The 22,273-nt window shown below is 36.5% G+C and carries 19 protein-coding genes; 6 read left to right on the top strand and 13 right to left on the bottom strand.

What is annotated here, in order from left to right; translation table 11 throughout:
• Positions 1-5 precede the first annotated feature (5 nt).
• The 3 genes from B5440_RS00475 to B5440_RS00465 all read left to right on the top strand — a co-directional run bounded on the left by B5440_RS00475 (position 6) and on the right by B5440_RS00465 (position 6,191).
• Positions 6-695 (top strand): LOG family protein, encoded by a 690-nt coding sequence (locus B5440_RS00475; RefSeq protein WP_057481602.1) that lies wholly within the window; start codon positions 6-8, stop codon positions 693-695.
• A gap of 75 nt (positions 696-770) precedes the next feature.
• Entirely contained in the window at positions 771-3,584 is a 2,814-nt protein-coding gene (locus B5440_RS00470; RefSeq protein ID WP_070052571.1) for a gluzincin family metallopeptidase, read from the top strand.
• Between the two features lie 204 nt (positions 3,585-3,788).
• The gene (locus B5440_RS00465; protein ID WP_070052573.1) at positions 3,789-6,191 is read left to right on the top strand and encodes an alpha-ketoacid dehydrogenase subunit alpha/beta; all 2,403 of its coding nucleotides are present in this window, start codon (positions 3,789-3,791) and stop codon (positions 6,189-6,191) included.
• A gap of 122 nt (positions 6,192-6,313) precedes the next feature.
• Here the strand turns inward: B5440_RS00465 and B5440_RS00460 are convergent, their stop codons facing one another.
• From B5440_RS00460 to B5440_RS00440, 5 genes are all read right to left on the bottom strand, one after another.
• Entirely contained in the window at positions 6,314-6,496 is a 183-nt protein-coding gene (locus B5440_RS00460; protein ID WP_070052575.1) for a hypothetical protein, read from the bottom strand.
• A gap of 174 nt (positions 6,497-6,670) precedes the next feature.
• Positions 6,671-6,862 (bottom strand): hypothetical protein, encoded by a 192-nt coding sequence (locus B5440_RS00455; RefSeq protein WP_070052577.1) that lies wholly within the window; start codon positions 6,860-6,862, stop codon positions 6,671-6,673.
• A gap of 97 nt (positions 6,863-6,959) precedes the next feature.
• On the bottom strand, positions 6,960-8,477 hold the full coding sequence (locus B5440_RS00450) for a PH domain-containing protein (protein WP_070052579.1): 1,518 nt from the start codon (positions 8,475-8,477) through the stop codon (positions 6,960-6,962).
• Entirely contained in the window at positions 8,467-8,994 is a 528-nt protein-coding gene (locus B5440_RS00445) for a PH domain-containing protein (RefSeq protein ID WP_070052580.1), read from the bottom strand. The genes B5440_RS00450 and B5440_RS00445 overlap by 11 nt, the downstream gene beginning before the upstream one ends.
• Positions 8,982-9,821, bottom strand: a complete 840-nt coding sequence (locus B5440_RS00440; RefSeq protein WP_070052581.1) for a 1,4-dihydroxy-2-naphthoyl-CoA synthase — start codon at positions 9,819-9,821, stop codon at positions 8,982-8,984. The genes B5440_RS00445 and B5440_RS00440 overlap by 13 nt, the downstream gene beginning before the upstream one ends.
• A 106-nt stretch (positions 9,822-9,927) precedes the next feature.
• Between B5440_RS00440 and B5440_RS00435 the strand changes: the two genes are divergently transcribed.
• Positions 9,928-10,407, top strand: coding sequence for a hypothetical protein (locus tag B5440_RS00435; protein ID WP_070052582.1), 480 nt, complete (start codon positions 9,928-9,930; stop codon positions 10,405-10,407).
• Here B5440_RS00435 and B5440_RS00430 read toward each other — a convergent pair.
• From B5440_RS00430 to B5440_RS15575, 6 genes are all read right to left on the bottom strand, one after another.
• A complete protein-coding gene (locus B5440_RS00430; RefSeq protein WP_070052583.1) occupies positions 10,404-11,243 on the bottom strand; it encodes a CvfB family protein in 840 nt (279 codons plus the stop codon). The genes B5440_RS00435 and B5440_RS00430 overlap by 4 nt on opposite strands.
• A 112-nt stretch (positions 11,244-11,355) precedes the next feature.
• Positions 11,356-11,700: a DUF2853 family protein gene (locus B5440_RS00425; RefSeq protein WP_070052584.1), complete on the bottom strand. Its 345-nt coding sequence runs from the start codon at positions 11,698-11,700 to the stop codon at positions 11,356-11,358.
• Positions 11,701-11,766: 66 nt separating this feature from the next.
• Positions 11,767-13,500, bottom strand: a complete 1,734-nt coding sequence (gene menD, locus B5440_RS00420) for a 2-succinyl-5-enolpyruvyl-6-hydroxy-3-cyclohexene-1-carboxylic-acid synthase (RefSeq protein WP_070052586.1) — start codon at positions 13,498-13,500, stop codon at positions 11,767-11,769.
• A 255-nt stretch (positions 13,501-13,755) separates the two neighbouring features.
• Complete coding sequence (locus B5440_RS00415; RefSeq protein ID WP_070052588.1) at positions 13,756-14,901, bottom strand: chorismate-binding protein; 1,146 nt, start codon at positions 14,899-14,901, stop codon at positions 13,756-13,758.
• Between the two features lie 4 nt (positions 14,902-14,905).
• Positions 14,906-15,325, bottom strand: a complete 420-nt coding sequence (locus B5440_RS00410) for a PaaI family thioesterase (protein WP_070052590.1) — start codon at positions 15,323-15,325, stop codon at positions 14,906-14,908.
• A gap of 133 nt (positions 15,326-15,458) precedes the next feature.
• Positions 15,459-17,312, bottom strand: a complete 1,854-nt coding sequence (locus B5440_RS15575; protein WP_198550871.1) for a hypothetical protein — start codon at positions 17,310-17,312, stop codon at positions 15,459-15,461.
• Between the two features lie 316 nt (positions 17,313-17,628).
• Between B5440_RS15575 and B5440_RS00400 the strand changes: the two genes are divergently transcribed.
• Positions 17,629-18,264 carry an alpha/beta hydrolase gene (locus B5440_RS00400; protein WP_070052593.1) on the top strand — a complete coding sequence of 212 codons (636 nt, stop codon included), beginning with the start codon at positions 17,629-17,631 and terminating at the stop codon, positions 18,262-18,264.
• Positions 18,265-18,321: 57 nt separating this feature from the next.
• Complete coding sequence (locus B5440_RS00395) at positions 18,322-19,593, top strand: NRAMP family divalent metal transporter (RefSeq protein ID WP_070052595.1); 1,272 nt, start codon at positions 18,322-18,324, stop codon at positions 19,591-19,593.
• A 198-nt stretch (positions 19,594-19,791) separates the two neighbouring features.
• Here B5440_RS00395 and B5440_RS00390 read toward each other — a convergent pair whose 3' ends face one another.
• Entirely contained in the window at positions 19,792-20,025 is a 234-nt protein-coding gene (locus B5440_RS00390) for a hypothetical protein (protein WP_070052597.1), read from the bottom strand.
• Between the two features lie 163 nt (positions 20,026-20,188).
• Positions 20,189-22,117 (bottom strand): molecular chaperone DnaK, encoded by a 1,929-nt coding sequence (gene dnaK, locus B5440_RS00385; RefSeq protein WP_070052599.1) that lies wholly within the window; start codon positions 22,115-22,117, stop codon positions 20,189-20,191.
• Between the last annotated feature and the right edge of the window lie 156 nt (positions 22,118-22,273).

Here is a 22,273-nt window from a genome sequence, read left to right as displayed (position 1 = left end):
ATAATATGAGGACTAACCTTCAGAATAAAGCCTGGAATGAAATAAAAACAAACGATTCCTGGGCTATCTTTAAAATAATGGGCGAATTTGTAAACGGCTACGAAAAGCTAAGTCAAATTGGGCCTTGTGTTTCAATATTCGGTTCAGCTAGGACCAAACCAGATCAAAAATATTATAAACTGGCCGAAAAGATTTCCAAAAAGATCGTGGAAAACGGTTATGGAGTAATCACGGGCGGAGGGCCTGGAATTATGGAAGCCGGTAATAAAGGTGCTCATCTTGGTGGCGGAACTTCTGTAGGATTAAATATAGATTTACCTTTCGAGCAACATGACAATCCTTATATAGACAACGACAAAAGCCTGGATTTCGATTATTTCTTTGTGAGAAAAGTAATGTTCGTAAAATATTCTCAAGGCTTTGTGGTAATGCCCGGCGGCTTTGGAACTTTAGATGAATTATTTGAGGCTATTACCCTTATTCAAACTCATAAAATAGATAAATTTCCTATTATATTGGTGGGAAGTGAATTTTGGAGTGGTTTGGTAGATTGGGTTCAAAAAACCCTTCTGGATACTTTTCAAAATATAAGCGCACCAGATATGGATTTGGTTCAGGTAGTAGATACAGAAGATGAAGTTATTGAAATTCTAAACGAATTCTACGGCGAATATAATCTTAGTCCTAACTTTTAATCAATTCTTAAGGAGGGATAAAAAGTTTGATTATATTTAGCTCAAATTCTATGTGACGCTAAAAAATTTTCCCCCTTGAGATTTCATCTATTTTATTTACTTTTTATTGTGGGAATTGGATGGAGTTTTGCGCAAAACTCCATCTCCTTAAATGCTCACTTAAACGATAGTACACACATCTTTACTATAGAGCAGGAATTGGTCTATACCAACTCCAGCAAAGATACGCTTACCCAAATTTATCTTAATGATTGGGCTAATGCCTTTAGCGCAAAAAACACCCCACTGGCAAAACGTTTTGCCGAAGAATTTGCAAGACGATTTAGATTTGCCAAACCGCAGGAACGCGGGGCTACCTATATTGAGAGTATCACGAATTCTAAAAATGACAGCTTAATATGGGATCGACCTGAAAATGCCCAGGATCTTATTAGGGTCAAACTTTACCAACCTTTACTTCCCGGCCAGAGCTTTACAATAAATCTTAATTACCAGGTTAAAATTCCTATAGATAAATTTACCCGTTTCGGGGTAGATTCAGATAACAATTATAAACTTAGGTATTGGTACATCACTCCAGGAGTTTACAAAAATGGTGAATGGCAAGTTTACAGTCATAAAAATTTGGGAGATCAGTATAATGCCCTTTACGATGTACAAATAGAACTTACAACCCCACCGCAATATTATGTAGGCTCTGCTCTTAACTTTAAAGGCGTTAGCACAAGTAATGGTGCAAAAACGGTTAAACTTTCAGGGAAAGATCAATTAGACAGTAAACTTTACCTTACTAACTCTTTTATTTTTGAATCCTTACCAACCGAAGATCACGAAATAATTACCAATGTGGCTGACGATGAACTTCAGCCAGAGATAAAAAGAATTTTACTGAATCGTATCCTAAAATATTACCAGGAGCGAGTAGGTGAATATCCACATCAGAAAATTTTTGTGACGCGCGACGACTATTTGAACAGCCCAATTTATGGCTTAAACCAGTTACCCGGTTTTATTCGTCCTTTTCCCGATGGTTTTCAATATGATATTAAGCAATTTAAGACTATCACCAATTATTTACTGGAAAACTCTATACACATTAATCCCAGGAAAGAACAATGGGTGCACGATGCGATCCTGGTTTCTTTAATGATAGATTATGTGAATGATTATTATCCTAAAATGAAACTCCTGGGAAATCTCAGCGATATTATTGGGGTAAGATGGTTTCACGCAGCAGATCTCGAATTTAACGATCAATATCAGTTTCTTTATATGAATATGGCGCGAATGAACTTAGACCAACCTTTAAATTCAGCGCAGGATTCCCTGGTGAAATTCAACAAAAATATTGCAAATTCTTACAAAGCAGGGGTTGGTTTAAAATACGTTGAAGATTACCTCGGAAATGATACGATAAAAGAAGCCGTAAAAGATTTTTATTCTCAGCATAAAATGCAGCCAACTTCGGCTGAAGATTTTGAGCAAATTTTGCGAAAATATGCTACAAAAGATATTTCCTGGTTTTTTAAGGATTATGTAAGCTCAAATAAAAAGATAGATTTCACTATTCAAAACTTATACAAAAGCCGGGATTCCCTTAGGGTTACCATAAAAAATAAAGAGAAAAATGATTTTCCTATTTCATTATATGGTTTAAAAGATGGGGAAGTAGTTTTTAAAAGGTGGGTTGAAAATATAGATAAAACAAAAACTATAGAAATTGCCAGGCAGGATGTAGACCGGCTTGCACTAAATTATGAGCAGAAAATACCGGAATTTAATCAGCGTGATAATTATAAAGCAGTAACTAAGCTTTTCAATAAACCCCTTCAGTTTAGACTGTTACAGGATATTGAGGATCCCAGGTATTCCCAATTATTCTTTATGCCCGAGTTTAATTATAATTTGTATGATGGAATTGCAATAGGGCCAAAATTGTATAATAAAACCGTATTATCCAAGACCTTTAATTTTAGTATTTCGCCAAAATATGGTTTTAATAGTGAAACTATAGTTGGTTCAGCTTCGGTAACAAATAAGCACCAGTTTGCAAATAAAGAGCTTTATGCCATCACTTACGGGATTGGAGGAACGCGTTACTCTTATGGTTACAATTTGTTCTATGAAAAATATACTCCTTTTATAAACTTTTCTTTCAGAAATAAATATTTACGCGATAACGAGCGCCAAAATCTTTTAATTAGGAATGTAAACGTGAGAAGGGATATTGACCCTAATCAAAATTTAGAGCAACCTAATTATAATGTTTTCAATATAAATTACCGCTACAGCAAACCACATTTAGTAGATTACTACTCGGCTTCTTTCGATTTTCAACTGGCAGAAAAGTTCAGTAAAATATCTATGAGCCTGGAGTATAGAAAACTGTTTAGAAATAACCGTCAAATTAATCTGCGCTTTTTTACGGGAACTTTTCTGTACAGTGATGATATGGAATCAGATTATTTCAGTTTTGCCTTAGATAGGCCTACAGATTATCTTTTCGATTATAATTACTACGGAAGAAGCCAGGGCTCGGGTTTATTCAGCCAGCAAATAATTGTTGCTGAAGGCGGTTTTAAATCTCAATTACAACCCGAGTATGCTAACCAGTGGTTAACTACTTTAAATGGCAGTACCAATCTTTATAAATGGTTTTTTGTCTATGGCGATGTAGGCCTGGTAAAGAACCAGCACGAAAACGCTCAATTTCTATATGATTCTGGGATTAGATTAAGCCTGGTAGACGATTACTTTGAGCTGTTTTTCCCTGTTTATTCCAATTTAGGCTGGGAAGTAGCTCAAGAAAATTATGATCAAAAAATAAGATTTATTGTTTCTCTAGATATAAATACATTGATCAAGCTTTTTACCCGCCGGTGGTATTAACAAAGTTTTAATCTGGTTAGCTAATTCTTAGCATTCCTCACTTGAATTACATAAAACGCAGTAATTCCCAGTATTTTAAAGATTTCATTTCAGTAAAAACAATAAAAATAATTTAAAATACACTTTTCTTAAAATATTTTGATTTTAATGAATTGTGTACAATCTAAGTTTTCGTTACATTTGTTATTATTCAAAATAACGTTCATGCAAAGCGAAACACAAATTAAAGATTCAATTTCATTTGAGGATTTCAAGGCCCAGGTAATGGCAGACTACAAAATAGCCGTTACCAGCCGGGAATGTAGCCTTTTGGGAAGACGGGAAGTTCTTACCGGAAAAGCTAAATTCGGAATTTTTGGCGATGGAAAAGAAGTGCCACAACTCGCAATGGCCAAAGCTTTTAAAAATGGTGATTTTAGATCTGGTTACTATCGTGATCAAACTTTTATGATGGCCATTAATCAGTTTAGCATAGAACATTTCTTTGCCGGTTTATACGCAGATTCTAACCTGGAAAACGAACCAATGTCTGGCGGGAGACAGATGGGAGGTCACTTTACCACACACAGTCTTAACGAAGATGGTAGCTGGAAAAACCTGATGGAACAAAAAAACTCCAGTGCAGATATCTCTCCTACCGCCGGCCAAATGCCAAGACTTTTAGGCCTTGCACAGGCTTCTAAAATTTATAGAAACGTAGAAGGAATTTCATCTGAAAAATTTTCAGAAGACGGAAATGAGATCGCCTGGGGAACCATTGGTAACGCCAGTACAAGTGAAGGTCATTTTTGGGAAACCCTTAATGCCGCCGGTGTATTACAGGTACCTATGGTACTAAGTGTATGGGACGACGAGTATGGAATTTCGGTTCACGCAGAGCATCAAACTACTAAAGAAAGTATTTCTGAGATCGTAAAAGGTTTCCAGAGAGATGAAGAAAACAAAGGTTACGAGATCATTGTAGTTAATGGCTGGGATTATGTAGCCTTGATTGAAGCTTATGAAAAAGCTGAAAAAATAGCTAGAAAAGAACATTGCCCGGTTCTTATTCACGTGGTAGAACTCACGCAACCTCAAGGGCACTCCACTTCTGGATCTCACGAACGTTACAAAGATGAAAAACGTTTGTCCTGGGAACGTGAGTACGACTGTAATGTGAAGCTTAGGGAATGGATTATTGAAAATAATATTAGTACCGATGCGGAGCTGGAAGAAATTGAAAAAGAAATAAAACGCGAAGTTAGGGAAGGTAAAAAAGCTGCCTGGGATAATTACCTGCAACCTACTAAAGCAAAGCAAAAAGAACTACTCTCTGTACTTTCTAAATTAGCTAAAAATACCGAAGAAAAAGAAACGGTTGTTAAATTGGCTAAAGAATTAAATGGAAATAAAGAGCCTCTTAAAAAAGATCTGGCTATTACGGCAAGAAAAGCTTTAAGAGCGATTAGAAAAGAAGATTCTGAAGAAAAATCTAAGCTTATTGATTGGCTAAATGATTTTGACAAAGATATGGCTAATGATTATAACAGCCATTTACATATAGAATCTAATGGTCTGGAGGTCGAAGTTTTACCAGAATACAATGAAGATTCGGCTGAAGTAGATGGAAGAATTATTTTGCGTGATAATTTCGATCAAATATTCGGAAATAAACCTGAAACCTTAATTTTTGGAGAGGATGCCGGTGAAATTGGGGATGTAAACCAGGGATTGGAAGGACTTCAGGATAAATATGGAAAACTACGTGTAGCCGATGTTGGTATTCGCGAAGCTACTATTCTTGGCCAGGGAATTGGAATGGCAATGAGAGGACTAAGGCCTATTGCCGAGATTCAATATCTTGATTACGTGATGTACGCTATACAGGGAATGAGTGATGATCTTGCTACCCTTCAGTATAGAACTAAAGGAAAACAAAAAGCGCCGCTAATTATAAGAACTCGTGGCCACCGTTTAGAAGGAATCTGGCATAGTGGTTCGCAAATGGGCGGAATCTTAAATCTCGTACGAGGTATGTATGTACTTGTACCTAGAAACATGACTAAAGCTGCAGGATTCTATAATACTTTATTAGAACAGGATACCCCTGCATTATTAGTAGAATGCTTAAATGGCTATCGTTTAAAAGAGAAAAAACCAAGTAACCTGCCTAAACTTAGAACGCCAATAGGAAAAGTTGAAACAGTACGGAAAGGAAGCGATATCACCTTGATTTCTTACGGTTCTACTTTAAGAATTGTAGCTCAAACTGCAGAGGAATTAAGTGAATTCGGCATTAATGCTGAAGTAATTGACGTACAATCTTTACTTCCGTTTGATCTGGATCACGATATCGTAAAAAGTGTAGAGAAAACCAACCGACTTCTGGTTATAGACGAAGATGTTCCGGGTGGAGCTTCTGCATTTATTCTGGATAAGGTTTTAAACGAACAAAACGCCTGGAGATACCTTGACAGTAAGCCACAAACACTAACCGCTAAGGAACATCGTCCCGCTTACGGAACCGATGGGGATTACTTCAGCAAACCTTCAGCAGAAGATATTTTTGAAAAGGTTTACTCGATTTTTAACGAGGTTAATCCTGAGGAATATCCGGCGATAAGATAAATCTTATTGAATGTTTAAAATATAAATCCCCGATCTAGCTTTAGATTGGGGATTTTTTATTTCTTGATTTTCTCACATAATAGATCCTGAAATAAATTCAGGATGAACCTTGTATTCAAGGTTTAAAGCCATTGAAATTCACTGATTCTAAAGCCGATAAAACAATCGTCTACACAGCCTTTTTCAACAAAACCGCAATTAGAAATAATTCCGGCATCGTTTGTATTAAAGTAAACATCATTCTCACCGTTATTCACCCTTAAATATTCTGAAATGCAGGTTTCATATAATTCATCTATAAGCAAAGGATCAAAACCTTCAGAGTGACTACCGATTTCCTCTCCGGTTTCTGTGTATGATTCAATTTCTACTTCTTCCAGTTCGCTTTCCGCGTTAAGTACCTGTTCAAAATAAAGATATTCTCTTTTGCTAAAAAGGCCATCTTTTACAGTAATGGTAGTTCTACTGCCAAATCCCGATTAGGAAATAAAACTCACGGTGTAGCTATAGGTTTCTTCATTCTGTGTTTTTAATTCCTTCCACATTGTTTTACTATCATTGTAACTAATACCACTTTCGCCGGTAATTTCACCTCTATCATTATCACTCGTGGAACAAGATAAAAGAGTAATACAAAATAAAAATAGGATAAAACAGTTTGAAATCTTCATAGTCTCAGTTTTAAGTGACTATTTATAAGATGCAGAAAAGTATATTTGGTTGCGTGCCATTTACAAACTATTTGAGAATTAAGTTTTAATTTGACTTTTACATCCAGTTTCGCTTACCAACTTCCGCTTTGTACAAGACATAATTTATATACAGTAAAATATCATTGCTAACCGCGTAAAACTTAAGATCACCTCCCGCGGTATGAAAAACTATATTCACTAAATTTCGTCTGCGATACCAAATTGGTTGCTTCACACTTATAGATTGAATTTTGAATAACTCAAGGGTTTCTTCGGTTTTATTCCACAAACCTCTTTTCTTTTGTAAAAAATCTTCTGTAAATATTAATTTTCGAGCCTTAAAAGAGAGTATTTGTACGGCTATTGCGACGAAAACGTATAACCCAGCTAAAACTAAAACCGCCCACAATTGTAAGCTTACTAAAGCAGTAAAATACCAAGCAGCCAGGAAAATCAATGCAGGGACCATTGCCAGTGAAATTTTGCGGAAGAGTAATAGTTTATCTGGACTAAAAGTAGTTCTAAATTGAGCTTCTGAAGATTCGCTGTATAGAAAAGACTTTATCTTTTTTACAATTTCCTTTCCTAAGCCGGGAATCTTTATTTTGTTTTTCTGAAGTTCATTTTCGCTGCTGGATAAGGATATTTGAGCTTCATATAGATTAAAACGTTTTTGAACCGGATTCGTGCTAATTCGCATTAACTGAAGTCTTCTGGGTTGAAGCGACACCTTGGTATTGGTCCTTAATCCCATTTCCACTTCCAGTTTGTCTTTAGTTTGCTGAATTTTTAAGCCATAATACTTTATAAAAACTTCAACAATTGTAATGGTAATACTTAGCAATAAAAGTACTACAAAAAGCAGCACTAAATATCCAATGGACTGCAGTACTCCTGAGAATTGACTAAAATAAACTTCAACATCCTCAATCCTGTCTTTAAAATAAGTATTTATCCTGTTGTAAATACTTACCACAAAAGCAAAAACAAGAGATAAACCGCGCAGGTAATTTGTACTTATTCCAATTTTAAGCAGGGTAAGAATATCAACTTTATGCGTCCAGACTTCAGGACCTTCGACCTTTACCCATTCTTCTTCTATTTGATCTTCTTCAACTTTTTTAGATTTAGCTTTTAAAAGAATTTCTGAAAGTCTATTAGCATCATTTTCTGAAATAGCTTTTATTTCTACTTCTTTTTGGTTACTTCCGGCGGTATCTATCACCAGGCTATAGACATTGATTACCCGCTGAAGGATAGACCGCTTAAAATAAACCTGCTGAATCTTATCAAAAGGAATCGCTGAATTTTCAGTAGAAAAAATTCCTTTTTCCAATACGAATTCCTCCCGCTCATAATCAATATAAAAAATGAATTTAAGGTAATAGACGTAACTGTAGATTAAAGTTAATCCCGTCACTACCACCAGGCCTATGGCTGTATAAATTAAAGTACTTTTGCTGGGGCCACTCAATAATAAGTAAGCACCCATAGCCCAAAATATCTTAACCAGTTTATATAAGCTGGAAACAAAGATGAGTAGAATTCCTGCTATAGATTGACGTTGAGCGCTGTCGTATGCTTTAGAATTCATCTTTTGAGATCTTAACCGCAATGGCTTCTTTTAATCGCACTGCCATTTCAGGATCTAAACCGGGAATAGTGATATCGCTACCACTTCCACCCGCGGTAAAAATGTTTAGACTGGAAATACCTAAAAGCTTATCCCAAACTCCTCTTGAAATCGAGGCGTGCTGCACCCTATTAAATGGAATTATTGTTGTTTTATTGAAGATAAAACCTCTTTTGTAAACCACATCTTTATCTCTTACAGCATAACCCAGGCTGTGTAGCAATTTATAATTATTCCAGAACCTAAATATAAAAGCTGCTGAAATAAGGACTAAGATAATACCTGTTTGTAATTGATTTAGTTGAAAAAACCACAAAACACCAAGCATAATAAACAAGACGAGCATTAAAATGCCCGTCTGAATATTCATTTTTATAAGATATTTAGACGAAACTGAAGAAAAAGCCACCGACTCATATTTTGGTAAGGAAGCTAAATCAAGCTGCTCGTTGCTAAAATCTTTGGCTATGGGATCCATTTTTTATCAAAATTTGGTTTTCTCTTTTCTAGAAAGGCATCACGCCCTTCTTTAGCTTCATCGGTCATATAAGCGAGGCGGGTAACTTCTCCGGCAAAAACCTGCTGACCAACCATTCCGTCATCGGTCATGTTCATGGCGTACTTCAACATTTTTATAGAAGTTGGGGATTTAGCCATAATTTCTTGGGCCCATTCATAAGCGGTATCTTCCAATTCATCATGCGGAATTACTGCGTTTACCATGCCCATTTCGTAAGCTTCCTGTGCCGAATAATTTCTTCCGAGGAAAAAGATTTCTCTTGCTCTCTTCTGCCCTACCATTTTAGCTAAATAAGCTGAGCCATAACCGGCATCAAAACTGGTTACATCGGCATCTGTTTGTTTAAAAATAGCATGTTCTTTACTGGCAAGCGTAAGGTCACAAACTACGTGTAAACTATGACCACCGCCTACAGCCCAGCCTGGTACCACACAAATTACGGCTTTAGGCATAAACCGAATTAAACGCTGAACTTCTAAAATATTTAATCGGTGATAACCGTCTTCGCCAACATAACCCTGGCGACCGCGGGCTTTTTGATCGCCACCGCTACAAAACGCCCATTTCCCATCCTTAGTTGATGGCCCCTCTGCAGAAAGTAAAACACAACCAATTGAGGTATCTTCATGAGCATCGTGAAAGGCATCTAAAAGTTCTGACGTAGTTTTAGGCCTAAATGCATTCCGAACATCTGGTCGGTTAAAGGCGATTCGCGCTACACCATTAGATTTTTTATAAGTTAGATCTTCGTATTCTTTTGCAATTTTCCAGTTAATTTCACTCATAAGTCTTTATTTTACTCAAAAATAAGCTTTTCAATTTATCTTAATATCTTTGTACTACAAATAGATTTGCATTGTTTTTGCTATATTAAAAACAAAAGCCCTGATAATGAAATTTCGTCTCCTGTTTATAAGCTTATTCTTGTTAATAATAACTCCTGTTTCTGCCCAGGAATATTGGGATATGGCTGACTTTGAAATTAGTAATTACAGTATTGATCCGGCCTGGAGCGACCTTAGTTTTGGCCAGCAATTTTTTAAAGGAAGTTTTGATCTCCCCAGTGGAGATTTTCTAAATGTAGACGAAAATAAACGTACTACGGTAGATATGGTTGGGATTCTAGAGCAGCAACGCAATATGAAAAAACGCACCGTAGATATTGGCACGCCTTTACCTACAACTACTCAAGCTTTTGAGATTTCTAATAATTACAGAATTAGAGATAATGATGAAGTGTATAACGATGCGCTTAACTCCAATCCTTATTACCAAAACCAGCGAATCTATCAAAACGCGTTACACAGGCAAACCCAACGCAGAATGTATTATGGGTCTTCTTATTACGTGCCAAGAGGGAATTATTACTAAGCCTCCTCTTTAAGATAAAGTCCGTCGTCTTTAATATCTATTTTTCTTTGCTTATAAAGATTTCCGGCAGCACGTTTAAAACTCTTTTTGCTTATCCCCAATTGACCGTGAATTGCTTCAGGCGAAGATTTATCGGTAAGGTTTAGATAACCTTCGTTTTGCTTCAGTTTATCGAGAATAAGATCTGCATTTGGCTCAATACTTCTGTAACCGGGCCTTTGTAAACTCACATCAATTTTACCATCGGGACGTGTTTTAGTAATAAATCCGCGCATTTCATCACCCACGTTTATTTCCTGAAAAACATCGTCGTGATAGATCAAGCCTAAGTGCAATTGATTAATAATCACATTATAACCTAAATCACTTTTATTACTTATTATAAGATCTACTTCCTCAAAAGGCTCTATGGTTAATTCAGAATTATCTAAAAATGCGTGTACTTTACTGGAAGCTACCAAACGATCGGTTTCCTCATCTAAATAGCAAAAAATAAGATAACGGCCGCCCTTTTTCATAGGGTAAGCCTGTTCTTTAAACGGAACAAACAAGTGTTTTTCAAGACCCCAATCTAGAAAAGCGCCAAATTCAGTGGTTTCTACACATTTTAGAAATGCGAATTCATCCAACTTTACCAAAGGTTCTAATGTAGTGGCAACCGGTCTTTCTTCGTGGTCCAGGTAAATAAAAACATCTATCTCGTCTCCAATTTCGAAAGTTTCAGGAATATATTTATTTGGAAGTAAAACTTCATTCCCTTCAGCATCTGTTAAAAAGAGCCCGGGTTCGGTTTCCCTTACAATATTAAGCGTATGATTTTCGCCAATTCTAAGCATAATCTATATTTTGAGTGCAAAGATACTTTATATTTGCGGCTTTTCAATAAAACAAAAAAATCCGTTTTTATACTGGAAAAACGGATTCTTATATAATTTATAAAACTGAAGTTTATTTAAAAACACTTTCCTTTTTAAAGTGTTTAGTAAGCAGGTAGTAAACTACTGCACGATATTTATTACGGTTAGATTTCCCATATTTTTCCATCACAGCATTTAATCCCACATCCAGCTTTTCATCATCTTTTAGCCCTAACTTTTTAATAAGAAAATTGCGTTTCACGGTTTCCAATTCTGATTCTGAAGAACTGGAAACAGTTTCCGCATCACTTCTAAAGATACTTGGGCCACAAGATTCGGTTACTTTTCGTAACAAATCTACATCGGGTTCATCTCCTGTTTTGTCTTTTACATCCTGGATGTATTTTCCTACTTTTTCATCGGTTTTCGTACTCATAATTAAGTTTTTGGTTTATTTCTCAACAAGTTACTTAAATGAGTGTTTTTTCACGAATTTAAAATCTTAAGATTTCATAAAATTAAAATACTCCAATAACACCTCATCGTTAATTTTTCGTGGTGTAAAAATTTCCATGAGTTTTGGTTTCTCGGAATTACTAAAAAACTTTTCTAAATGTGTTTCTATCTCTTCGGAAGTTTTAGCCGAGTAATACTGAAACCCATACATTTCACTTAAAGATTTCGCCTGAAGTTGATGCGTGGTTTCAAAATAAGTTTCAAAATTCTCTGTATTCTTATTTCCGGGAAGGATTCTAAAAATTCCGCCGCCATTATTATTTAAAATAATTATCCTGAAATTTTTAGGAATATAATTATTCCACAGCGCATTGCTATCATAGAAAAAACTGAGATCCCCGGAAATCATTAAGGTAGGTTCGCCCTTAACGCAAGCAGCACCCACTGAGGTAGAAATGCTACCGTCAATTCCGCTGGTACCACGATTACAAAAAATTCGCAAACTCTCTTTCCATTTAAATAATTGCGCATACCGAATCGTAGAACTGTTACCAAGGTGCACAATATAATTCTCGGGAATAGCCGGAACAATTTCCTGCATTGCTTTTAAGTCAGAATACGGGATTTCATCCATATACTCTTCGTGACGAACTTGCCGTTTACTCTTAATTTCTTTCCAATAAGTTCCGTAATCGCTTTTAACTGTTTCAGTAAGCGGAAAAAAATGAGTAAAAAAAGAATTTACCGTAGTTTCAAAATGTTTATTGAGACAAAAAAAAGTGTTGTAAGCTTTTTTAGGATCAATATGCCAATGTTGCTGTGGCTGGTGATTTCTCAAAAATGCCTTGATCTTCTTAGAAACGATCATTCCTCCAAAAGTGAGCAGAATTTCAGGCTGAAGCTTTTTAAACAATGCTTCGCTGTTTTCATCTTTTTCAATTGGACCTATCAAGGTATCAATCCGAGTAAAGAATTCAGGATGATTTAAATTAGAAGTGGTTTCGGTAAGCACAATAACCGATTCATCCTGGGCTAACTTTTCTAAAAATTCCTGTTCAACAATATTAGGTTGTGCAACCCCAACTATTACCATTTTTCGCTTCGCTTTATTCCAAAGCTCGGCATAACCTTGCAGCTGATTTTCTGTATAGGTGCGTTCCTTAATTTCGGGTAAGATCTGTAATGGATTTACGTCTACATTCTCTACCAAATCATACAAAGGCTCGTAAAAAGGCACGTTAATATGAACGGGGCCCTTCCCTTCTATCGCCCTATTGAGCGCAAGATTAACTTCCCGTTCGTTATGTTTTTGTGACTCAAACTGCTTTTGCTGAAGTTTCTTATCAATCGCTTCAGAATCTAACACGAGTTCTGAATGTAAATTGGCCGAATATAAAATATGAATTTCAAAAACGTTTTTCTGTCTAATGGTTTGTCCATCGCCAATGTCTATTCTCTCTACAGGCCGGTCTGCCGAAATAATTACTAAAGGAATATCGCTATAATAAGCTTCAGCAATTGCAGGATAATAATTGAGCAAAGCCGATCCCGAAGTACAAACCAGTGCTACCGGTTTTTGCAGCTGCTGCGCCATTCCCAACGCGTAAAAAGCCGCGCATCTCTCATCTACAATACTGTACGGCTTAATATCTGGATGGTGTGTAAACCCAATGGTTAGGGGAGCATTTCTTGAGCCGGGAGAAATTACTACGTGATTTATATTTTTAGCAACGCAAAGCGCTACGATAGATCTGGCAACGGGTATTTTGGAGTATTTCACAAAGTTTATTTTGTAGTGGTAACCAGACCGCACAAATTTAAAAAACCTGTGAGGCCTTTATTTTTAATCACGTCAACCTGAACTTGTTTCAGGTTCTAAGCTGAATAACAACATAGATTCTGAAAGAATCCCGAAGCATCGGGACAGAATGACGAGAAATTTTACAGTAGACCTTAAAGTATTAAAAACCTAATTGGTCATTATGATCAACTCAAAATTACAATTTCAAAAGTATTTTAAGCGCAGGTTTTACCCTTATTTAACAAGCACCGATTTTATGGTATGCGATTTATTTACTGTTTCCTGCCATTCATCGGCTACATTAGAATCTTTAGTAATTCCGCCTCCGATAAATAGCCTGGCCTTTCCCGCTTCAAGCTTCATACAGCGTAGATTCACAAATAAAGAAGTTTGTTTTAAAATACTCGCATAAGCCTGGTTTTCCTGGTTTCTACGATTACTATTCCGTTTTATTTCCTTTTTCATATTCATTTCTCCCAAAAATCCCGAATAGAATTCGCGATTGTAACCTTCATTCTTTAAGATAAATTCTTTCGCATTTTTCTTAGGAAGTCCGCATACTGCCGGAGTTGGATGTAAGGCTAAAATCAAACTTTTAAGGTTCGATTTTTCTGAATCTAATATGCCCTGAATATCTGTTTGTAAATGCAGTAGATTTCCTGCTTTAGTAGTGTATGGCTCCGATCTATGAATAGTGCCGGAAACTTTATCTTGTAGGTTTTCTAAAATAGAATCGGTGACTATTTGCTGTTCCTCAATCTCCTTTTCTCCCCAATTCACGTTACTGGTCCCCCGGAATGACTGTGTACCGGCGAGAGACATGGTTTTAAATTTATCGCGTTCTACCTTTAAAAGTGTTTCGGGTGTGGCACCAAGCCAAATCCCGGTTTCCGGATGAAACCAGTAATACACGAAAGCAGTTTCATATTTTTTAAGCAAATTCTTAAAGATACCAAGCGCTTCAAGTTGAGTTTGTACGTCTTCATTTCTTGATAAGACCACTTTTTTAAATTCTCCTTCTTGAATGGCTTCAATACCTTGCTGAACTAGTTTTTCGTGTTGTATTTTAGCTTCAGCATTAGTAAACACTGGCGGAAAATCCTGATTTTCTTTATTTACTTCAGAATCCTTATCAGCCGCATATTCTGTGGTAATACTTTCAGCATTTTCGGAAGGAATAAAAAATGTATTATTATCACTTTCAAAAGGAGCAAAAACAAATCCGCTTTCATTAAAAACAGAGGTTCTGTAGACTTTACCCGAATCCTGAAGCAAAGCTTTGGTTAGTCCGTTTTTGTCGTTAGGATTTCTATAGGCCACAAATGGATTTCCATTCTGGATTTGCTTTTCTAATTTTGTAAAAAAATCTTCGGTATTCATTTCTCTATTTCTTTTTAGGCAACGCTATGGTAGTAAGTTTTACAATAGAAATAAGATTTTGGTCTTCATCGGTAATTCTAATTTCAAAAAGTTGAGTAGTTCTGCCTTTATGAATAAACGAAGCCCTGGCAAAAACAAAACCTTCTGATATACTCTTTAAGTGATTTGCCGAAATTTCAATTCCACGAACATAAAATTTTTCAGTATCCAGAAAAACATAACTTGCCATACTTCCAACACTTTCTGCCAAAGCCACACTGGCACCGCCGTGTAACACACCATCTGGCTGGTGCACTCTGGATGTAACCGGCATTTTTGCAATAAGGTAATCTTTTCCTACCTCAGTAAATTCTATCTCCAGAGTTTCCATTAAAGTGTTTTTACACACTTTTTTAGAAAGCTCCAAAATTTCTTCTTTGGTCATCATTTGAAAGCTTGGTTATTTTGTAAAAGTACAAAACCGGGTGGGAAAAAGCGAAATGAAAGTTATTGATGCTAAATCTCTAGAAAAAACAAAGCCGCTTTAAAGCGGCTTTGTAAAATTTAAAAATGTTTTATTAATATCCTGTGGACGAGGAAGGTTTAGGCAATTTAATATTAGACTGTCTAGATTTCGATCTTTCAACCTGTGCTAGCTCAGCAATTGGAGCTGTATCAATTTTTGCCACTCCACCTAAAACTAGTTCATTTGTTGAATCGTAAAATAAAGCAAAATCTCCTTCACCAGGTTCTATAACAGAAGCACATCCAATTGTAAGAGTTTCGACACCCTGCATTATAGGATGAACTCGGTTAGATTCCGTTGGTAATTCAACATATCCACAATCTATGGAACCTCCAGTATTAAATAGTACTGCTCCAATATTAACCAGGAATTGATTTTCAATGCCGATACCCGAAGACCCGTAAAAACCTTCGTGTTCACCCATAAAAATTATCCTTCCGCCTTCTGAAGCAAACTGTTTAAGCGTATTAATCTCTTCTAAAGTGTATTGAACATTAGGTAATGCTAGCAAGATTATTTTTACATCTGAATCAATACTAGTTAATGTACCACTACTTGAACTAATATCTGAAATGGTGAACCCTTCACCCTGAACAACATCTCTCATAGTACTCCAGGTACCTGCACAACTACCACAAGAGGAGCCTCTTCCAAAATCGAACATAAATGTTGAACCATTATTTCTTGAACCAGATGTAGTGAAATTAACCAGGTTTTTTACAAATTGAACATTATCGGGATCTTGCATTGCCGTATTATCAATAACATTTATATCATTTAATACTACAATGTCTCTACCCGGAACTTGAATACTTTCACAACCAACTTCATCCACTTCTACTCCTGGATCTGTACCGGGACATTCATCAATATCATTGGGTACTCCATCCCCATCATCGTCCGAGCCGGTTTGACCACCATCATCATCTTCGCAATTAAAGAATATATGCCAGTAATTTATGTTATCACCATCTACAAAGAAACTCTGCACCTCGTTCCAGCTTAAATCTTCAGAAATAGGATCTACAGCGCCTGGTGCAGGATAATTAGCATCCCAATTGGCCAGGGTAGCAGTAACCCTAATATAATCAGTATCGGGTCCCTCTCCATATATAGGAGCTGGAATAGCTAAACATAAAGGATCGGCATACCAGTCGCCAGAATCGTCATCTTCTGTATTCCCTGTCATTGGCATTTCGCCGGTATATAAAGGTATATCGTTATCATCACCTATATAAGTTATATCAAATGTATAATTAGCGGTAAAATGTCTTCCTGCATCGTTACAGTAATTAGCAAATACGCAGAATTCATAAATTTCTACAGGTATAATATCAAAGAATTGATAGCCGTACAGATTTACATCTCGGTCATCAAAGCATAATACCTCAACATCGGTATAGGTTTTGGATCCTGCTCTCAAATCCCAGCTAAAAGGAAGGGATTGAGAAACGATACCAGCAAAATCGCTTCCGGTCTTGGGAGCTGCCCATATTACTTCTCCTGGAGCACCTCCATCATCATTCCATACAAGAAAATCGTTTAAGGTAACAGAAACTGTTGTTTCGCCGGAAGCTACAGGAATTTCCAGAGCTTCATCATAATCGGTAAACAAATCAGTTCCATCAATTATAATGGGAACAATAACATCTACAGGAGTTTCTGCATCACCATATACCAAAGAAATTTGTGCATAAGCTGGCGCATCTTCTGAACATTCAGGAAGTTCGGCCTCTTGTTTTTGGAGAGCTTTTCTTATCTCAGCATTAAGCACTGGACCTAAGTAGAGCTCTGCTACTCCCTCTGAAACTTGTTGCTCGACTCCAGAGTTCTCATCTTTACTACAAGAGGTGAAAATAAGGGCGAAAATCGCCAAAATCATCACGTTGAATTTAAAATTTCTCATATCTAAATTATTTAAATGGTTAATAAATATTCTGTTCTTAGTCCCCTCACGTACTAAAAAAAGAGGGATAAAATCTTAATCAATGAAACGATACTTTATAAATTGAAATACCTGCATAACAATATTGAGGCAAGATGTAAAGCATTAATATACAGGGTAGTAAAAACTTGAATAAATTTAGAATGATTTAGAAGAAAAACATATAGGGGTTTACCCCAGAAATTAAAAAAGCTTTAAAAATTTTATAGATGATAATACCCGACCCTTGCCTATATTGCCAAAAATGATTTTTTTTGATAAAAACTAACTACGAAAAATGAGTACCGAAAAGCAGCTTTCTTACCACATCACCAATACCTATAGCGTTTTAAATAATTTTACTGAAAAAACAAAAACGGTATGGTTGGTTTGCCACGGAATTGGTTATTTGAGCAGGTATTTCTTAAGGCATTTTTATCATTTAAACACCGAAGAAAATTATATTATCGCTCCGCAGGCGCAGTCTAAATATTATCTCAAAAACGAGTATAAACATGTGGGTGCCTCCTGGCTAACCAAAGAGCGTACTAAAGCCGAAACAGAAAATGTTCTTAACTATCTGGACGAAGTTTATAGGGCGGAAGATCTTAAAAACGCTCCCAGCCTTATTATTTTAGGATATTCTCAAGGAGTTTCGGTGGCAACACGTTGGATTGCCAAACGAAAGATTAATTGTAACGAATTAATTATGCATTCGGGAAAAGTTCCTGCGGAATTAAAGAGGGAAGACTTTCAATTTTTAAAAAATACAAACTTCACCTTTATCTATGGAACCGAAGATGAATATCTGAAAAATGGAATTATTGAAGTAGAGGAAAAAAGACTAAAAAAATTATTTCCTAATAATTTTGAAATAAAAAGATATAACGGCGGTCACGAAGTTAATACCGAAATAATTGCTGAATTTGTTTAAATTGTTTTCTCGACTACGCTCGAAGTGACATAATCGTTTTAACGATTAAAATTCTAAATGAAACATAAAAATACTTCTTCTAAAACATCTATTTTAAAAAGTATTGGTCCCGGCTTTTTATTGGCGGGAGCAGCTATTGGAGTTTCTCATTTGGTGCAAGCCACTCGCGCAGGTGCAGATTATGGATTTATTTTAATTTGGGTTTTGATTGTAGCCTGCATTTCAAAATATCCTTTTCTTGAATTTGGTCCCAGGTTTGCCGCCGGTACCGGAAATCACCTAATTACCGGTTATAAAAAGCTCGGTAAATTTCCTTATCGGATCTATATTTTGATCACCCTGGGAAGTATGTTTATTATTCAGGCCGCAGTAACAATCGTTACCGCGGGTTTAGCCGAGCGACTCTTCAATTTTGGCTGGTCGCCTTTTCTTTGGAGTGGGATTATCCTCATTGCGTGTATCGCTTTACTTTTAATAGGAAAATATCCAGGCCTCGATAAAAGTATGAAGGTGATCGTCACTTTATTGACCTTTGCCACTCTTGCTGCCGTAATTATGGCTTTTGGTGCCGGTACTGTGAATGATGCGGTAACTACCGAATCGCCTTCGCTTTGGACTACTGCCAGTTTAGGTTTTATAATCGCTTTTATGGGATGGATGCCTATTCCTTTAGATGCTTCGGTTTGGCACTCCATCTGGACTAAAGAAAAGGCAGTACAAAACAAAGAGAAAATTTCAGTAAAAGGTGCTTTTGCCGATTTTAACGTGGGCTATCTTTCGGCTGCATTTATAGGTTTACTTTTCTTTTTGCTAGGTGTTTTAGTAATGTTTGGCAGCGGCACTTCGTTTTCCGACAACAGTGTAGAGTTCTCGAGCCAGTTAGTGGAGCTTTACGGAAAAACCCTTGGGGAATGGAGCAAACCTTTGATCTCTGTAGCAGCTTTTGTTACCATGCTAAGTACCGTTCTAACAGTTACTGATGCTTACCCGAGAGTAATTTCTGAATTAAAAGATCCTGAAAAGGACAAACCTGAAGACAAAAAAGAGAAATGGAAAATTTACCGAATTTCCATCTTTATTATTCCGGTTCTTTCGCTTTCTATTTTGTATTTTCTCTCCGGTTCTTTTACCATTTTGGTAGATTTCGCCGCCGGACTTTCATTTCTATCGGCACCATTTTTGGCCTGGTTTAATTATAAACTGGTAACAGGAAAACAAATGCGGGAAGAACACCGCCCGGGAAAGAGTTATAGAGTTTTTAGCTTGATTTGTTTTGGGCTTTTAGTGGTGTTTAATTTTGTGTATTTGTATTATACATTTTTGAGTTAAAAGATGATTCTTACAAGTTTGAAATTCTTAAGATTTAATCCTCTATCCATTACAACTAAAGATTTCCTCAACTTCTCGTTCTGGGTTATTTGAAAACGCCCGGCTTTCTTCGTCTGTAAAATCTTTTACTTTTTTACCAAAACAGTTATATAGGTGCTTAACGCCAACAGAATTACATCTCGGGTCGTTTACTAGGATCTAAAAAACTGTTTCGCCTTCATATTCACTTTTTAAAATAGCAACCTTACAGGCATATTCTCCACAATTTAACTCGGCAATTAAATCTTGCATCCACTCTAATTCTAATGGATTATCTGCAGTACACGCGTTTTGAGCTTTTAGTTGTGAATCTGCAATTACTTCATTATCATTATTGGTACAAGAAATTATCGTTGCTGAAAAGAATAATGTTAATAGAATAAATTTCTTCATAATTGTTGGTATTTATATAGTAGATGTAAAAATCACAAAATGGTTGCGTGTGAAAATGAAAAAAGCGCAATCAAACTAATGATTGCGCTTTTTTTATTATTGATGTGATTTAGTTACAAGCGAGTTCGGGATAAGTCTCTCTACTCCGCTCGAGACAGGCTATCTATTTAACTTCCTCAAAATCTACATCTTCTACGTCGTCTCCGCTTTTAGAGTCTCGTCCAGCTTGCTGTCCGCCTTCAGCTCCGGTAGCACCTTGTTGTGGTCCTGCCTGGCCGCCTTGAGCTTCAGCTTGTGCTTTATACATTTCTTCAGAAGCTGTTTTCCAGGCTTCGTTCAATTTGTCTAAAGCAGGAGTTATTTGATCCAGCTCTTTGGTTTCATAAGCTTTCTTCAATTCTTCTAAAGCTTCTTCAACCGGCTTTTTCTTATCTTCAGAAATCTTATCACCAAATTCTTTCAACTGCTTTTCAGTTTGGAAGATCATAGCATCAGCTTCATTAAGCTTATCTACTTTTTCTTTGGCTTGCTTATCGGCATCAGCATTTGCTTCAGCTTCTTTCTTCATTTTCTCGATTTCTTCTTCTGTTAATCCTGAAGAAGCTTCGATACGAATATCCTGAGATTTTCCAGTTGCTTTATCGGTAGCGCTTACTTTAATGATACCATTGGCATCAATATCAAAAGTCACTTCAATTTGAGGAGTTCCTCTTGGCGCTGGCGGAATTCCATCTAAGTGGAATCTACCAATTGTTTTATTATCTGCCGCCATTGGACGCTCACCCTGCAACACGTGAATTTCTACTGAAGGCTGATTATCTGCCGCGGTAGAGAATGTTTGTGATTTCTTGGTTGGAATCGTAGTATTAGATTCAATTAACTTAGTGTTAACTCCTCCCATAGTTTCAATACCTAAAGAAAGTGGAGTAACATCAAGTAACAATACATCTTTTACATCTCCTGTAAGTACACCACCCTGGATAGCTGCACCAATTGCAACAACCTCATCTGGATTTACACCTTTAGAAGGTTTCTTACCAAAGAATGCTTCTACTTCTTCCTGAATTTTAGGAATACGAGTAGAACCACCAACAAGAATTACTTCGTCGATATCGCTTTTTGAAAGTCCTGCATCGCTAAGTGCTTTTTTAACAGGATCCATAGAACGGGTTACTAATTCTGAAGCTAACTGCTCAAACTTAGAACGACTAATTGTTTCAACGAGGTGTTTTGGTCCGCTTGAAGTTGCCGTTACATAAGGTAAATTGATCTCAGTTTGACTTGAAGAAGACAACTCAATTTTAGCTTTTTCAGCAGCTTCTTTTAAACGCTGAAGTGCCATTGGATCTTTTCTTAAATCAATATCTTCAGCTTTTTGGAAAGTATCTGCAAGATAGTCGATTAATACCTCATCAAAATCATCTCCACCAAGGTGAGTATCACCATTTGTAGACAATACTTCAAATACACCATCACCTAATTCAAGGATAGAGATATCAAAAGTACCACCACCAAGGTCATAAACAGCGATCTTCTGATCCTGAGATTTTTTATCAAGTCCGTAAGCCAATGCTGCTGCAGTAGGCTCGTTTATAATACGGCTTACTTTTAAACCAGCAATCTCACCGGCTTCTTTTGTAGCCTGACGCTGAGAATCGTTAAAGTATGCAGGTACGGTAATTACCGCTTCTGTTACATCCTGTCCAAGATAATCTTCTGCGGTTTTCTTCATTTTCTGAAGTACCATTGCAGAAAGTTCCTGCGGAGTATATTTTCTTCCATCCACATCTACACGTGGAGTATCATTATCACCTTTCACTACTTTATAAGGAACTCTTCCTGCTTCTTTAGAAGATTCAGAATATTTGTTCCCCATAAAACGTTTAATAGACGAAATAGTTTTTTCTGGGTTAGTTACTGCCTGACGCTTAGCCGGGTCACCAACTTTTATTTCGCCACCTTCTACAAATGCGATTACAGAAGGTGTAGTTCTTTTTCCTTCGGCATTAGGTATTACCGTAGGCTCGTTACCTTCCATTACGGCAACGCAAGAGTTGGTAGTACCTAAGTCAATTCCAATTATTTTACTCATAACTTTATACGTTGAATTTTATATTATTGATTTCAATTCTTCGATGTGTTAAAGTCAATCATTATGCCAGCAGAAAACTTATGACAGGTTGTCATTTTTTCCTGAAAGTACTTGCCAAATCTGCGCTTTAATCGGTAACCGAATTTTAAATGCAGC

It is taken from the genome of Salegentibacter salarius (genome assembly GCF_900168265.1).
Taxonomy (GTDB): domain Bacteria; phylum Bacteroidota; class Bacteroidia; order Flavobacteriales; family Flavobacteriaceae; genus Salegentibacter; species Salegentibacter salarius.
Note: the sequence above shows the minus strand (reverse complement) of the source record. Positions and strands in the feature narration are given on the sequence as shown.